Source organism: Marinococcus sp. LNSP9103-4 (genome assembly GCF_056034345.1).
Window position 1 is genome coordinate 31,677 of the sequence record NZ_JBQLIA010000004.1, and the last position, 14,825, is coordinate 46,501.

At 49.4% G+C, this 14,825-nt stretch carries 15 protein-coding genes; 8 read left to right on the plus strand and 7 right to left on the minus strand.

Features of this window, described 5'->3' with window-relative positions; translation table 11 throughout:
- The first annotated feature begins 67 nt into the window (after positions 1-67).
- Positions 68-523 (plus strand): universal stress protein, encoded by a 456-nt coding sequence (locus tag ACTRXG_RS03965; protein ID WP_474284090.1) that lies wholly within the window; start codon positions 68-70, stop codon positions 521-523.
- A 150-nt stretch (positions 524-673) separates the two neighbouring features.
- Positions 674-1,711, plus strand: a complete 1,038-nt coding sequence (locus ACTRXG_RS03970; RefSeq protein ID WP_474284091.1) for an HD-GYP domain-containing protein — start codon at positions 674-676, stop codon at positions 1,709-1,711.
- A gap of 74 nt (positions 1,712-1,785) precedes the next feature.
- Here the strand turns inward: ACTRXG_RS03970 and ACTRXG_RS03975 are convergent, their stop codons facing one another.
- Positions 1,786-2,472, minus strand: a complete 687-nt coding sequence (locus ACTRXG_RS03975) for a DUF2306 domain-containing protein (protein ID WP_474284092.1) — start codon at positions 2,470-2,472, stop codon at positions 1,786-1,788.
- A 348-nt stretch (positions 2,473-2,820) separates the two neighbouring features.
- Here ACTRXG_RS03975 and ACTRXG_RS03980 point away from each other — a divergent pair, with 348 nt between their 5' ends.
- The gene (locus ACTRXG_RS03980) at positions 2,821-3,522 is read left to right on the plus strand and encodes a peptidoglycan-binding protein (protein ID WP_474284093.1); all 702 of its coding nucleotides are present in this window, start codon (positions 2,821-2,823) and stop codon (positions 3,520-3,522) included.
- Between the two features lie 166 nt (positions 3,523-3,688).
- Here ACTRXG_RS03980 and ACTRXG_RS03985 read toward each other — a convergent pair whose 3' ends face one another.
- Positions 3,689-4,249, minus strand: coding sequence for a hypothetical protein (locus ACTRXG_RS03985; RefSeq protein ID WP_474284094.1), 561 nt, complete (start codon positions 4,247-4,249; stop codon positions 3,689-3,691).
- Positions 4,250-4,460: 211 nt separating this feature from the next.
- Between ACTRXG_RS03985 and ACTRXG_RS03990 the strand changes: the two genes are divergently transcribed.
- A complete protein-coding gene (locus ACTRXG_RS03990) occupies positions 4,461-5,552 on the plus strand; it encodes a M24 family metallopeptidase (RefSeq protein WP_474284095.1) in 1,092 nt (363 codons plus the stop codon).
- A 59-nt stretch (positions 5,553-5,611) separates the two neighbouring features.
- Here the strand turns inward: ACTRXG_RS03990 and ACTRXG_RS03995 are convergent, their stop codons facing one another.
- Positions 5,612-6,604: an alpha/beta hydrolase gene (locus ACTRXG_RS03995; protein WP_474284096.1), complete on the minus strand. Its 993-nt coding sequence runs from the start codon at positions 6,602-6,604 to the stop codon at positions 5,612-5,614.
- 185 nt (positions 6,605-6,789) lie between these two features.
- Between ACTRXG_RS03995 and ACTRXG_RS04000 the strand changes: the two genes are divergently transcribed.
- Positions 6,790-7,692 carry a cation diffusion facilitator family transporter gene (locus ACTRXG_RS04000; protein ID WP_474284097.1) on the plus strand — a complete coding sequence of 301 codons (903 nt, stop codon included), beginning with the start codon at positions 6,790-6,792 and terminating at the stop codon, positions 7,690-7,692.
- Positions 7,693-7,721: 29 nt separating this feature from the next.
- Here ACTRXG_RS04000 and ACTRXG_RS04005 read toward each other — a convergent pair whose 3' ends face one another.
- Positions 7,722-8,612, minus strand: coding sequence for an alpha/beta hydrolase (locus ACTRXG_RS04005; RefSeq protein WP_474284099.1), 891 nt, complete (start codon positions 8,610-8,612; stop codon positions 7,722-7,724).
- A gap of 95 nt (positions 8,613-8,707) precedes the next feature.
- Positions 8,708-9,010: a hypothetical protein gene (locus ACTRXG_RS04010; RefSeq protein WP_474261577.1), complete on the minus strand. Its 303-nt coding sequence runs from the start codon at positions 9,008-9,010 to the stop codon at positions 8,708-8,710.
- Between the two features lie 272 nt (positions 9,011-9,282).
- Here ACTRXG_RS04010 and ACTRXG_RS04015 point away from each other — a divergent pair, with 272 nt between their 5' ends.
- Both ACTRXG_RS04015 and ACTRXG_RS04020 read left to right on the plus strand, forming a co-directional pair.
- Positions 9,283-10,776, plus strand: coding sequence for a potassium/proton antiporter (locus ACTRXG_RS04015; protein WP_474284100.1), 1,494 nt, complete (start codon positions 9,283-9,285; stop codon positions 10,774-10,776).
- A gap of 168 nt (positions 10,777-10,944) precedes the next feature.
- The gene (locus ACTRXG_RS04020) at positions 10,945-11,898 is read left to right on the plus strand and encodes an AEC family transporter (RefSeq protein ID WP_474261575.1); all 954 of its coding nucleotides are present in this window, start codon (positions 10,945-10,947) and stop codon (positions 11,896-11,898) included.
- 166 nt (positions 11,899-12,064) lie between these two features.
- Here the strand turns inward: ACTRXG_RS04020 and ACTRXG_RS04025 are convergent, their stop codons facing one another.
- Together ACTRXG_RS04025 and ACTRXG_RS04030 are read right to left on the minus strand one after the other, a co-directional pair.
- Positions 12,065-13,630 carry a solute symporter family protein gene (locus tag ACTRXG_RS04025; protein WP_474284101.1) on the minus strand — a complete coding sequence of 522 codons (1,566 nt, stop codon included), beginning with the start codon at positions 13,628-13,630 and terminating at the stop codon, positions 12,065-12,067.
- On the minus strand, positions 13,627-13,995 hold the full coding sequence (locus tag ACTRXG_RS04030; RefSeq protein WP_474261573.1) for a DUF485 domain-containing protein: 369 nt from the start codon (positions 13,993-13,995) through the stop codon (positions 13,627-13,629). Before ACTRXG_RS04030 ends, ACTRXG_RS04025 begins: the two co-directional genes overlap by 4 nt.
- A 286-nt stretch (positions 13,996-14,281) precedes the next feature.
- Between ACTRXG_RS04030 and ACTRXG_RS04035 the strand changes: the two genes are divergently transcribed.
- On the plus strand, positions 14,282-14,644 hold the full coding sequence (locus ACTRXG_RS04035; RefSeq protein WP_474284102.1) for a Na-translocating system protein MpsC family protein: 363 nt from the start codon (positions 14,282-14,284) through the stop codon (positions 14,642-14,644).
- Positions 14,645-14,825: the final 181 nt, after the last annotated feature.

Here is a 14,825-nt window from a genome sequence, read left to right on the forward strand (position 1 = left end):
ATATTTTCAGGTAGATGGGAATAGTCATATTACGCATTCCATATACTTAATAAGGAGGCGTATAAATATGGAACTATACAAAAACATCTTAATCGGCGTACATCCGACGGCAGGCGTGCCGGAGCATGTCGTACAAAAAGGCTGCGACCTGGCCGAGCTTCATGGAGCGAACCTTTATCTGGCATCTATGGTTGAGGAAAAGGGCTATGGCCCGTTTGCCCGCTATGAAGAAGATGTCTTAAAAAAAGCTGAAGAAGAAGCAACCGAAACGCTTCACACCGTGAAGCAGAAAGCAGAGTCTCACGGGCACGGGAAGCTCGATGCGAAGCTGATTGTGGAGCACGGGGCCCCGACGCAGACGCTGCTGCAGAAGGTAGTGCCGGACTATCAGATTGATTTGGTGCTGCTTCCGCAGACTAGCAAAAACAAAATGGACCGCACGCTGATGGGCAGCTTCTCGGAAGCCGTCGTCCGTTCGGCCAGCTGCGATATATTGATCGTGGATAGTAAAGAAGAAAAATAGTATGTACTGGAAGCCGGGAGCTTCCAGTTTTTTTATGGAATAATTCGCATATTATATATTGATTTTAATAACAAACTAAAGTAGTGTGAATATATACCTAATATGCAGCTGAATACTAAATAATAAATACGAGGACGGGCGGTGGAGATCATGACGGAGAGACTGATCAAAGACTTACGACCGGAAGACGTGTTGGGAGAGGATGTATACAAAGGAAGCACCCTGGCGTTAAAAAAAGGAAAGGTATTAACGAAAGAATGGATTGACAGGCTGCACAGATGGGGCATTGAAGCAGTGGAAATTCAACACGGCAACGAACCAGTGGAAACAGGAGCGCAGATGAGTGAACAGGAGTTAAAACGCCTGTTTTTGGAAAACGTGCTCGGCCTTGGCAACGAATACCGGTTCGGTTTTGCACTGAATGATTTGGAGCGCTATGAATGGCTGGAAAATTTATTTTGCACCATTATAAAGGAACCGAAGGTGAAGGCGCTGATGGATAAGCTTCAGGACTGGGATCCATACACGTACCAGCATTCGTTTGATGTATTTATTTTAGGGGCCCTGCTGGCCCGCGAATCTGGTTTTCCAAATGTTCGTGAATCTGCAGTCGGCTGTCTTCTTCATGATGCGGGGAAGCTGAAGGTGCCACAGGAGATACTATGGAAGAAAGGTGCCCTGAACGGCTCGGAAATGGCGATGATTCAGACCCATCCGTTGGCCGGATACGAATTGCTTAAAGAGTTTAAATTTTCGGAAAATATTGCTGTGATGGCTCGTGATCATCATGAGCGTTTAAACGGCAGGGGATATCCCTATGGTATTGCGGGAAATGAGATATCGCAGCAGGCACGCCTGATTGGCGTATTGGATATATATTCCGCGCTGTCGCTCGACCGGCCGTACAGAAATGCAGTTTGTCCTCATAAAGCCATTCGGATTATTCTGCAGGAGGAGAGCGTGGACGTGAAATATGTGGCCAGGCTGTGTGAAACCCTGGAAATTTTTCCACTGGGAGCTAAGGTTGAACTCACAGATAGACGCACTGCCACCATTATTAAGATTGATGATAAGCTTCCGACCTTTCCTCTTTTGAAGGAAGAGGGCTCGGCTAAGGTATTTTACGTGCCGACAAACCGCACGCTTCGCATCAGGCGCATGCTGATCAGACAACAAACAGAGCAGTAGCTGATTCTTTACAGGATCAGCTTTTTTTATGGGAAGAGAAAGCCAGGTATTTCTGGCGGCAAAAGCAAAAGCAGTCATTTGCTGACGGGAGGGCTGTATTTCCGCTGGTAGTACCTGGTGAAGCCGATAATTAACGGCACCAGTAAAAATGTCGGGAGCAGCCAGATGAATAACGATACTTCCTCGATGTTTAACAGCTGCGGTGCCCCGAACACCGTGAAAGCCGTAATCGTGGCAATGGAGCAGCCGATCATACTGCCTAAATGTTCGTAAAGCCAGTGCATTCGTTCGGCCGGGGGACGAAGCCAGTAGTACAGCTGCAGACTGCCAAGAGCGATGCCGATGAGGGGAAAGTAGGTAATGAGAGCAATGCCCTGCACGAAGCCGTATAGGCAGGCTGCCAGTCCGGAACCGAGAAGAAGGAAGGAAATGCCGATATCGACAGGGTGACGATGAATCGCTTTTCGTTTTTTGAAACGAAGCACTCTCATGCCGTGCCAGGCAGTGGCAATGCTCAATACAGCGATAAATAAGAGAAAGTAGGAAAAGGCATCTTCGCCGGGTGTGCGGCCGCTAGAGACAAACAAACGGTAAAAGGAAAGATGAAAGGCGGTAAAAGCGACAGTCATCATAGCAAAAACGAATATCCATCCTGCGCGCCTGTGCGTGCGCCCTCCTTTTTTCGTAACCAACGGTATCCAAAACACGCCGAGAGCCAGAAACCCTGCAGTGATATGGACAATCAGACTGCCAGTAAACATGCCGAAGCACCCCTTCGGTTTAGTTTGAGAATCCCCTTGCCGTTTACTTACTACTTTCGTGAAAAAAAGCAGAATTCCTGTAACAGACTTAAAAAGCTTTTGTAATATGGTAACGACACCACCCGGAACGAATAGCAAAGAGAAGGATGTCTCTAAGCCGTTCTGCCCGGGAAATTCATGAATATCCGAAAAAACAGAGACTTTGTTACGGGAATTTATCATGCATTAGTAATAATTACATAGAAATTACAATGTAATTACAATTAACTAATAAGCTTGAAGACCCCCGTGGTGGTCCGTTATAGTTCTTGCTGTGAGAGAAATTCAAACAGTTGGGGGTATTCACATATGTTTTCTGTACGTCAATCGATGAAGTGGGCCGGTGGTTTCGCACTCGGAACGGGACTTCTTGCAGCAGCACCGGCCGTGTCGGACGCAGCAGACCTATTAAATAAAGGGGACCGCGGGGACGATGTATCCGAAGCACAGGCCGTCCTCGAGGATGAAGGCTATTACGACTACGCCGTCGACGGCATCTACGGCCCGATCACGGACAGCGCCGTACGCAGCTTCCAGCGTGATCAGGGCTTGACCGTGGATGGCATTATCGGGCCGAACACCCGCGCGGCACTTGATGACGTGGACGGCGGCGAAGCAGTGGAAGGAGCTTCCACATCCGAATCTTCTGAAAGCAGCTCCTCAGAAAGCGAAAGCAGCAGCTCTTCGGAAGAATCAGCAAGCAGTGACGCCAGCACAGGCGGCGAAACCATGACCATGGAAGCTACCGCCTACACGGCTGAATGTGCCGGCTGCAGCGGTATTACCGCTACAGGCAAAAACCTTAACAACGACCGCGACGCTAATGTTATTGCCGTAGACCCGGACGTGATCCCGCTTGGCTCCACCGTGAAGGTTGAAGGCATGGGCACGTATGAAGCAGCCGATACCGGCGGTGCCATCAATAACGACCGCATAGACATTCACGTACCAACAAAATCGGACGCTTATGAATTCGGACGTCAGGACGTAGAAGTAACAGTAGTAGACTAATCAATAGACGAACAGAACCCGTCTTCCCAACAATGGAAGGCGGGTTTTTTAATATGTCTGAAGCCATAAAAAAGAGCACCGTTCAGTGCTCCTGTTAAACAGCCTTCATATAGTGCTATGCGCCAATCTTATATTAATGAAGAAAACTTTCTGTTACGTGCTTTGCTTACAGCGTTTTAATATCGGAGGATTCAAAGTCGTTCAGGCGGAACATACAGTAGGCGAGAGTAAGAAATTCCGGAGTTGTTACGCAGGAATCCTGGATTTTATTAACGGAGGCTGAAACCTTCCATCCGGAATTTTTAAAGGTAATCGTAGCGACAGTTACTTTTTCGCACCGCACAATCAGCTGTTCGTGACGGGTCTGGTAGATTTCGAGCTGTTCATCGTTAACGCGTCCCTTTACGTGAAAACGAAAGTAAGGAAAAAATATTTGATCACGCAGCTCAATTTCTTCTTTTTCGCTGCATGGCTGAAACATATAATGATAGCGGAGACGCCGGTGCATTTTGCCTTTTTTCACGCCCATGGCCATGCGCGTTTGGCCGTGCGTATCTTTAAACCGGTAAGCGTCCCCGGTACGCATATGATCGGTGTTAACGTCAATGGATGTGGCGTCGGCCCGTTCAAGCAGGCCGATCGTTTCCCCTCCGTGATTGTAGACTGGAACTGAATTGTGGGAGGAAAAGAAAAGTATATCGTTAAAGACCCATTCCTGGTTCTGCATAGATGCTGTCCCCCCTTCATGGTTTGCGCGGTATGCGCGAAACCACCACGCTGTTTATCTATGTATGTCTACGCATTCAAAAAGGGCATTGTTTCACTTATCGTTGTCATTATTTCCCGTCTTTGCCTCCAGGCAAACCTTGGGCAAAACAAGGAACAGCTGGAAAGTATCTAAAAAATTGTGCGATACTAAAGAAAAAGGAGGTCAAAAAATGAATGCGGTAATTGAAGCATGGACGAGATCGTTAATAGAACGCGAGGAGGACGCAGCCATTATCACGAATCCGGCTGATATTTACTATGCAAGCGGCTTTTACACAGACCCGCATGAACGGCTTTTGATGCTTGTCCTTTTTCAGCAGGGAGAGCCTCTGATTGTCTGCCCGGGAATGGAAAAGGCACTGGTGGAAAAAAGCGGATGGCCGGGAAGCATTGTTACCTACACAGACAGCGAGGACCCATGGGGAAGTGTGAAAAAAGCACTTCATAAACAGATGCCGAATCCTGTCCGGCTCGCAGTGGAGAAAAATCATTTATCTGTGGCCCGGTTCGAAAAGCTGCAGCAGATTTATCCGGGAGTCCGCTGTACAGATTTTGAGCAGGTGATTATGCAGAGCCGCCAGGTAAAATCATCGGAGGAGCTGAAGCAGATTCAGCACGCAGTGGATATTACTGAAAGGGCGCTTGAAACCGTTGCGGAAGGACTTTGGGAAGGAGTGACTGAACGGGAGGTCGTTCATCAGCTTGAAGAGGTGATGAAAAAGCAGGGAGCGGACGGTGCGGCTTTTGATACGATCGTCCTGTTCGGAGAAAAAAGCGCCTATCCGCACGGCGTTCCGTCAGAAGTCCGGCTGCAAAAGGGTGACCTGATTCTGGTGGATCTCGGTGCCCGCTACGGACGCTTCTGCTCCGACATGACTCGCACCTGGGTGTTTGGCGGAGCCGATAAAATTACCCGGGAGCGCCTTGATATTGTATCGGAGGCGAAAGCAGCAGCGATAGAGGCGTGCCGGGACGGCGGACGAATTGGGGACGTGGATAAAGCCGCGCGGGACGTACTTACAGAAGCCGGGTACGGCGATTATTTCATTACCCGCGTCGGTCACGGTCTCGGTATGGACGTGCACGAGGCGCCGTCGATTCATGGCGAAAACGACGAGCTTCTTAAAGCCGGGATGGTACTCACCATTGAGCCGGGCATGTATATTGAAGGATGGGGCGGCATTCGTCTCGAGGACGACGTGATTGTCGGCGAACAAGGCGGGGAAATCATGAATCGTCTCGGGACGCTGCTGGACGTGTAACAGCCGGCGCAGAAAAAGGGCCTGAAGCGCATGTATGCGCAGCAGGCCCCTTTCGTCGTTTACGTACGGCTGTACGTATCAATAAAAGCAGTCAGGGAACGGAACGTCTGCCGGGCGGCAGGCTTATCCATGATAAATTGATATTCGTGTTCGACCGGCGTTTCATCCTTATCGTAAAAGATGTCCCGAACGGGTACGCGGCGGCTTAACAGGGCAGCAAGCCGGCGCCCCTGGGTGTCGAAGGAATTTTTATTGCCGTCTGTAATAAACGTAGGAGCGAATTTTTCCGGTGGACGCTGGAGCATCGATATTTCCGTAAGCGCGGGAGCTTCCTCCCAGTTGTAAGTGCCGATGTATGCCCAGCCGATGCGCTTGAACAGGAAGCGGTTGAACCAGCCGAGTGGTGCGCCGGCGATCTGGCGAAGGTCGTACGGGCCGCAGAACAGCAGCACCCCTTTAATATAAAGCGGATCAATATGCCGTCTTACCGGCACCCAAGGGGAGTACCCCTCGTTCAGCTGGATGGCCGCATACTGGGAGACGATCTGTGCCCCGGCAGAATCGCCGGCGAAAAAAATATTGGTCAGATCGATCCCATACTCATCGGCGTGCCGTTTAATATAGCGGTACGCTTCATCGAGCTGGATTAATGGCGCCGGGTAAGCGGCGGCCGGTGCGAGTGCGTAATTAATGTTGATCACATTATAGCCGGAGGCAGCCAGATAGGTGACGTATTTGGAAGCATCCTGCTTGTCGCCTGCGACGTAGGCGCCGCCGTGCATCCAAAAAATAACCGGCGTTTTTTCTTCTTTTTTCGTCGTCAAAATAATATCAAGCCGTCCGTTACGGTATTGGGATTCGTAGTCAATATCCCTATACTGTACCGTTTTTTCGGCTGCTTCGGCAAAGTCGGGTGCTTCGGTTTCGAGGCCGCCCTTGAAGGCCTGCTTTACATACCACGCAGCCGGCCGCGGTGAAAAGAATGCATAGGCAGCTGCTGCAGCGATCAGTCCGCAGGCGCCAAGGCCTGCCTGTTTGACGAGTTTGTGCATAAACATCTTCTCCTTGTGTGGGTTTTGTAAACGTTAACTTCTACGTACGGTACTGTATTCCCTTTTAAAGAAAAATTTAGACATTTTATTATTCAAAAGAATGTTTGAATAAAAGAGTGAAAGTGGTATAATATAATCAAAAGATGATTTGAATATAAAAGGTAAAGAAACAGGGAGGAGACATTATGGCACATGAAGGGCACAGCCATGATCACGGAACGACAAACCAGACGGCCCTGAAATGGTCATTTATTTTAATTACTGTTTTCATGGTCGTCGAAGTGATTGGAGGCCTGTGGACGAATAGTCTGGCACTGCTTTCTGACGCAGGACATATGCTGAGTGATTCAGCAGCGCTCGGCCTCAGCTTTGCAGCCATATGGTACGGCAGCCGCAGTGCGACGTCGTCGAAAACTTACGGCTACCGGCGGTTTGAAGTGCTGGCTGCGTTTATCAACGGTCTCGCGCTGATGGTGATTGCTGTATATATTACGTATGAAGGCATTCAGCGTTTAATGGATCCGCCTTCCGTGGTGAGCACAGGGATGCTGATTGTGGCCACTATCGGCCTGATCGTTAATATTGTTGTGGCCCGTATTCTTCACAGCGGGGATAATCATGAAAATTTAAATGTCCGGAGTGCGTTTCTGCACGTTATGGGAGATCTGCTCGGCTCGGTCGGTGCCATTACAGCTGCGATTTTAATCATGCTGTTTGGCTGGAGTCTTGCGGACCCGATCGCAAGCATGGTCGTTGCAGTGCTTGTTTTCATCAGCGGTCTCCGGGTGCTGCGGGATTCGGTGCACGTACTCATGGAAGGCACGCCGGAGGGAATCGACACGAAGCAGATAAAGGAACAACTGCTCACTGTCGAGCACGTCAAGGATCTGCACGATCTGCACGTCTGGTCGATTACGTCAGACTTCCCGGCGCTCAGCTGCCACCTGGTCGTTGAAGAGGGCACGAGCCAGCAGGAAACGCTGAAAAATGCCAATGAGCTGCTGCACAGGGAGCACGGGATCCACCATACGACCATCCAGATCGACATGGAAAACCGCGAAATCTGCGAAGACACGATATGTAACTAAAAAAGCCGCCCCGTGAAGGGCGGTTTATTTTATTTGAAGGCACGTTTGAGCGCGTGAATGATTGTCGCCCACGCCTCGAGCGCGGTTTCTTCATTTCCCATATGGGTAAATCCGTGGCTGGTCGTAGAAAAAGGATAATGCTGCACAGCGACGCCTGCTTTTTCCAGGCGACTTACATATTGCGTCGCCTCCCGGGCGAGCGAATCATATTCAGCAGTGATAACAAGCGCCGGAGGCAGGCCTTCGAGTTGTTCAGCATATAACGGCGAGACGTAGGGATGACGGGCATCCTGCGGTGTCTGCAGGTAGCTGTCGTTAAAAATCTGCGCAATATAAGGCGGAATGGCGGTCGAATAAGCCGGCTTTTCGTAAGGGTCTGTCTGCAGGTCAAGAACCGGATAGTCAAGAATCTGCAGCTTCGGGAGTTTGTGGCCGGTATCACGCAGCATCATGCTCGCCGTGGCGGCAAGGTTGCCTCCGGCGCTGTGGCCGCCGAGCACGTAGTTATCCATCTGCAGCGACAGGCGCCCGGCTTGTGCGGTCAGCCATTCAACAATTTCAAAAACTTCAAGCACCGGGGCAGGAAAGCGGGTCTTCGGCGCCAAATGGTAGTCGATGTTTACCACCACACATGGCACTTCAGCGGCAATATATTTGCACCAGCCCTCATCTTCGCTGGCGCTGCCCATCACAAAGCCGCCTCCGTGCAGGTTGATATATACCGGAAGTTTTTTGGAAACGTCCGCAATTGGATAATAAATATGTACCGGTGTGGCTCCAGGTGTCGTTTCGACCAGATACGAGGAGGTGCTGACCGAATCCGCCGGCGGCGGGGTAATATACGACTGGGACTGCTGACTGACGCGTTTTTGAAAAGAGCGCAGCATAGCTGCCTGCGTAGACGTTTTCCATTTGGTCATAAATAACTGCTTCCTTTCCTGAAAAGTATTAACAATCATATTCCTGTTTTCAGGCAGAAATAAACAGGACACGCCCGTTTGAGGCGTGCCCCGCTTTAAATTTCTTTCTCGCGCTGAGGTCCAAAGGCTTCAACGAGCAGCCAGATGCCGGTAAGGATGTGCATGAACATACCAACGACAGGGATATAGGCAACAACGGAAGTAATGATGCCGAGAATGTTGCCTGTTTTCTTTTGCTTGTCATAAATGGACGCGATAAGAGCGATAATATGGACGACAAGCATAATATTCAGCGGCACGTAGCCTGTACTGATAATAATGAGCCCGCCTATAATTGGGATACCGAGAAACAGTTCGATCCCGCCGGTGACCCATTTGAGTATTCGGGATACTTCCATGAATGGTTGCCTCCTTTTGATGTGCGTATACCACTATACGTCTTTTCCCTGTAAAAGGTTTCGTTACGCATGAAAACGCAAAAGGGCTGATCGCTATGGAGAATAAAAAATCAATGTTAAGATAAAAAGAGTATATTATTATGTACCATTTTCCCCGTTTGATTCAGCGGCCTTCTTCTTCACAGTCGGCTCGAATGCTCTCCTATTAATTCACCGTAAAACTATAAAACATAACGCATGCAGGGTATGTGTCATGAAAGGAACGAAACATATTGGACTTTTTGGAAGCAAACGATGGAGTCGTTCTGCTTGTCGGTTTACTGCTGGTGGCCGGCGTTGTTGTGGCTAAATTTTCGAACCGGCTCGGTCTGCCTGCCCTCGTGCTGTTTATTCTGATCGGCATGCTGATCGGAAGCGACGGCCTGGAAATTATTTATTTTGATAATGCTGAAGTAGCCCAGCTGGTCGGTATATTTGCCCTTGTGATTATTCTGTTTGAGGGCGGCCTGCAGACAAAATGGGCGACGGTGCGCCGGGTGGCGGTGCCGTCGATTTCGCTTGCGACCGCGGGCGTGGTGATCACCTCCTTATGCGTAGGAGGCATGGCATATCTGCTGCTCGACTTTACCTGGTATGAAGCGCTTCTTCTCGGCTCGATTGTCGGCTCGACCGATGCGGCGGCCGTTTTCGCCGCTCTGAAGGAACGAAATATTAAAGCCAAGCTCGGGGCTACGCTTGAAGCCGAGTCGGGAACGAACGACCCGATGGCTGTTTTTTTAACGATATCTTTTATTGAACTGCTCACAAACATGGATGCCAACATCTGGATGCTCATTCCGTCATTTTTCTGGCAGATCGGGGCGGGCATTGTTTTAGGCCTGCTGTTTGGCCGCTTCGCTTCGTTTTCGATCAATCATATCGGTCTCGAATCCAGTGGTCTGTATCCGATCTTTTCGGTGGCCTTTGCGCTTCTGGCCTACAGCGTGACAGCGGCTGTTGGAGCGAGCGGGTTTCTGGCAGTATACATAGCTGCGCTTGTCATCGGCAACTCTGAGCTGACGTTCCGTTACTCGATCTTTCAGTTTAATGAAGGGTTCGCCTGGATGAGCCAGATTCTGATGTTTATTATTCTTGGTCTGCTTGCTTTTCCGGGTCAGGTATTTACGGCAGACGTGATGCTTGCCGGCATTGCGCTCTCCTTTGTTCTAATGTTTATCGCACGGCCGCTTGCCGTTTTTATATCTACGGCATTTCTCGGCTATACGATGAAGGAGCGAACGTTTCTCTCCTGGGCGGGCCTGCGCGGAGCGGTGCCGATCGTACTTGCAACGTTTCCCGTGGTCGCCGGTCTCGATAATGCCCAACTGATTTTTAACCTCGTATTTTTTATCGTGTTGACGTCCGCGCTCATCCAGGGCTCAAGCATCTCCTATGTGGCGAAGCTTCTCCATCTGGTCGGGCCGAAAAAAGAAATACCGTACCATTCCATCGAGCTCGTCAGCATGGGCTCGGCGAATGCGGAAATGGTGCAGTTTGAAGCGAGTGAGGAATCGGCGATTGTCGGGAAACAGCTGTATGAAATCAATTTTCCAAATGATGCGACCGTAAGCGCGATGGTGCGAAATAATGAACTCGTCACCCCGGGCGGTAATACTGAGATCCAGGAAGGAGATTTTCTGTACATTCTCGTTTCCAGACAGCAAAAGGACGATCTGCGTCGGCTGCTCAACCGCAAGAAGCACCCTGAACCTAAGACGTCCCCGTAACGGACCGCTGCCTTCCAGCCTGGAGGGCAGTTTTTTTGGCATAGGGGAAGCGCTTGCATATAATTTATTGATACAGCAAGCTTTCATTCGTTTTCAATCCTACTGATTTGTATTAAGATAGAACACGTGCAGCTTCAGGAAAATAATGAAAGAACCGAGGCGAGACGGATGTCTATTATTGATATAATTACGCCGGTGTTTATGATGGCCGTGATGGTGGTGATCGGTCTTGTTACCTCTAAAATGATCGATGTATCGGTGGAAACGCGCCGTTTTATCTCCTTTGTGGCTATTAATTTCGCACTTCCGGCTGTAGTCGTATACAGCATTTTTCAGCTCGAATTCAACAGCTCCACCTGGGCGTCGTTTGCGATGGTTTATGCTTGCGCGCTCGGGCTTACGTGGACCGGGATGGCTCTTGGCTATTCGATTGGGCGCTCGTTTCATTATACTGACATGGAAGCCCGCCAGCTTGCGATCGTGTCAGGGTGCGGCAATACCGGGTTTATAGGCATTCCGCTCATTACAATTTTGTTTGGAACAGAAGCCGGCTCGTATGCGGCGGTGTATGATGCCGGGACTATGACGAGTGTGTTCACTATTGGTATTTTGCTGTTGAAGCCGGGGCGCTTTTCGTTCCGGCAGCTGACAGCCATTTTAAATACGCCGTTTTTGACGCTTGTCAGTTCGGTGCTGCTTGCCTCCGCCGGTATTATGCTTCCAATGATTTTTCTCGAAACGGTAAACACCATTTCGGGGCTGGCCGCGCCGCTTGCGATGATTCTGATCGGGCTTTTGATTCCGACGATTACGTCTGCGAACTGGAAAATGGTGAAGACCGGGTACAAGCGGTTTATGGGTACAGCCGTACTCGTGAAGGTATTCGCCGTGCCGGCTGCAGCCTGTCTTCTGGTGTGGCTGCTGCCGATTCCAGCGCTTCTCGGTAAAATTATTATCGTGCAGGCGTCGATGCCCACCTTTACACTGGCAACTGTATTATTTGAGCGCTATATCCACGGCGGCTCCAAGCAGCTTGGTATCGTGGCATTGATTGCCACAACGGTCATCAGCCTGCTTCTTTTACCGGTCACCGTGTTTATCGCGCAGCATATCGCCGGATAAGCCGAAGCATCCTGAGTGCTTCGGCTTTTTTATAGAGGAGAACTGGTTAAAGTTTTAGTTAACATATTTTTAAGTTTGTAAACTGAAAGCCAGTTTATTTTAAAAGAATGAGAAATATTGAGCGTAAAAAAGCACCAGAGCGGCTGCTCCGGTGCTTTTTGTATGATTAATCTTCTCCTTTTTTAATTTCACGCCCCTGCAGGTCGTATTCGCGGTAGCCGGTGTTGGCTTTGAAAAGCACTTTGTCGTAGCGTCCGGATCTCGACTCTTTGGAAACCAGAGTGCCGATCCAGCCGCCGAGAAAGCCGAGCGGTACGGATACGATCGCCGGATTGGTGAGCGGGAAGATCGCCTCGGCGGCAATAAATGCGCTGCCGTCAGGGTTCATAACGTTCGGGCTGATGGCAACCAGACCGACTGCGCTGATAAGACCGACTGCAATCGCTGTAATAGCGCCGTTCGTATTGAAACGTCTCCAGTAAATTGTGTACACAATAACCGGGAGGTTCGCACTGGCGGCTACACAGAAGGCGAGTGCCACAAGAAAGGCTACGTTTAAGTTCTGCGCAAAGATCGCAAGCGCAATGGAGAGAATAGCCACTGTCAGTGAAGCAGTACGGGCTGCGACTACCTGCTCGCGTTCGGATACTTTCCCTTTTTTAATGATCTGTCCGTACAGGTCGTGGGCGAAGGCACTGGCTCCGGAAAGCACGAGGCCTGCTACCACGGCGAGAATAGTCGCAAATGCTACGGCACAGACGAAGGAGAACAGCAGATCGCCGCCGAGCGCCTGGGCAAGAAGCGGTGCAGCCATGTTACCGGCCGGGTTGGCATCAATAATTTCTGTTCGACCGACAAAAATCGCTGCGCCAAAGCCTAAGCAGACGGTTAAGAGATAAAAGATACCAACAATCCAAGTAGCTGTAACAACCGAGCTCCGCGCTGTTTTCGCATCTTTAACAGTGAAAAAGCGCATGAGAATGTGTGGAAGACCGGCTGTACCAAGTACGAGTGCAATCATGAGAGACAGTGAATCAAGCGGCAGGTTATCCTGCTGTCCCGGATTCAGGAAATTGGTTCCGGCAGGTGTAGCCTGTCCTGCTTCCCGGAACATAGCAATGACGTTAAAGTTAAACTGCCAAAGAACCATGATGGAAATAATCAGTGTACCAATCATAAGTAGTACAGCTTTTGTGATCTGTACCCAGCTGGTGGCAGTCATGCCGCCAAATAGCACGTATGTGGTCATCATGACACCTACGAGAATAACGGCCCAAATGTAAGGGATGCCAAAAAGCAGTTGAATTAAAGCTCCTGCCCCTACGAGCTGGGCAATCATGTAGAAAATGACAATGGTGATTGTACTGAATGCCGCTGCCCCGCGGATTTTTTTCGCATCGAAACGCGCATTCAGCATGTCAGCAAGCGTAAACTGGCCAAGGTTACGAAGCGGTTCAGCGACCACAAACATAACGACAAGGTAAGCAACTAAGTAACCGATGCTGAAAAGAAAACCGTCAAAGCCATATAGGGCGATGGCACCGGCAATCCCGAGAAAGGAAGCAGCTGATAAGTAGTCCCCTGAAATCGCAAGGCCGTTCTGCCAGCCGGTCAGTCCGCCGCCGGCTGTATAGAAGTCACTGGCCGAGCTGGTTTTTTTCGCTGAAAAGTACGTAATGACGAGGGTGAGGCTGACTATTGCAAGAAATAGGATTATGACCGTTGCATTCATGAATGATCCCCCTTAGCTTTGCGTTCTTCTTCTTCGATGATAGCTTCGGCGTCTTTATCGAATTTGGCGGATTTACGTACGTAAAGAATACAGAGTGTCCAGGTCATGGCAAACTGCGCAAAAGCGAGAATCCAGGCCCAGGTGATTGGTCCGATTGCCGAATTGTTCAGCACGTCCGAGGTAAGAATTAAAACCGGAAGAGCCAGGTAAAATAGCAGGAAGAACACCGTTAAGGGCGCAATAAATTTTCTTTTTTTCGACATGAGGTTTTTAAACTTAGGGTTTTCCACAGCTTCGGAATATTTCACTCCGCCGCCAGAGGTAAAGGTTTCGTTGGTTGCATCAGACTCTTTTTCGACAGGCATATTTTTTCCTCCTTTTTCAAATAAAGTTCAATTAGCGTAAGGTAAGAGTATCGACAGAAACGACATGCAGCAGAAAGGAAGGAGACAAATTAAACTTATAATATGAAAGCGCTTCCGTCAATCGAAAATGTCAGAAAAAATCCAAAATTGTTGCATAACAGTAGGTTAGAAACATAAATTAGTTCGAAACTACTAGTTAATAATTCCGGCGACAAAAAATCTTTCATGAAAATAGGCTAAGACCGCGTTATTCGTTATAATAAGTCATGAACGAAAGGACGGGGTAATGGTGTGGGGAAAACAGTTTGAAAGTGAAAAATGGATCAAGCAGCAAATTGCTCAGTTGTACAACAGTGTGAACCAGGAGATGTACGATGTTGGGGTGAAAACGTTAAAGGTCGAGCTGTTACAGCACAAGTGTATTATTTTTGGGGAGCATAAAAGAGTGCCCGCGCTGCGGGCGCTCGAACAGCGCAATGAGGCTCTGACCAGCCAGGTGGATGCGGCATTGGTGGACGAATTCAAGAAGCGTCTGCATCATCTGCTGGTCCAGGAGCTGAATTTGCCGGTAAGAACTGTATTGAAGGATTTTGATCCTGTATCAGGGGCAGCGGCGACCGTTATTTACCTGGAAGAAAAATCGCGTTAGATTATATGACATCCTTCCTTACAGGCTGCCTGGATAGAAGTAAAATAAATACAAATAGTTAAGAAGAAGACCTGCTGTAGACCGGCAGTTCTTCTCTTTCCATCCAGACGGAAGCTTGATTCCTGTTAGACGGGAATGAAGAGGCCGGAGAAACGCAGGAGCAGATACCTGTGCCTTTCTC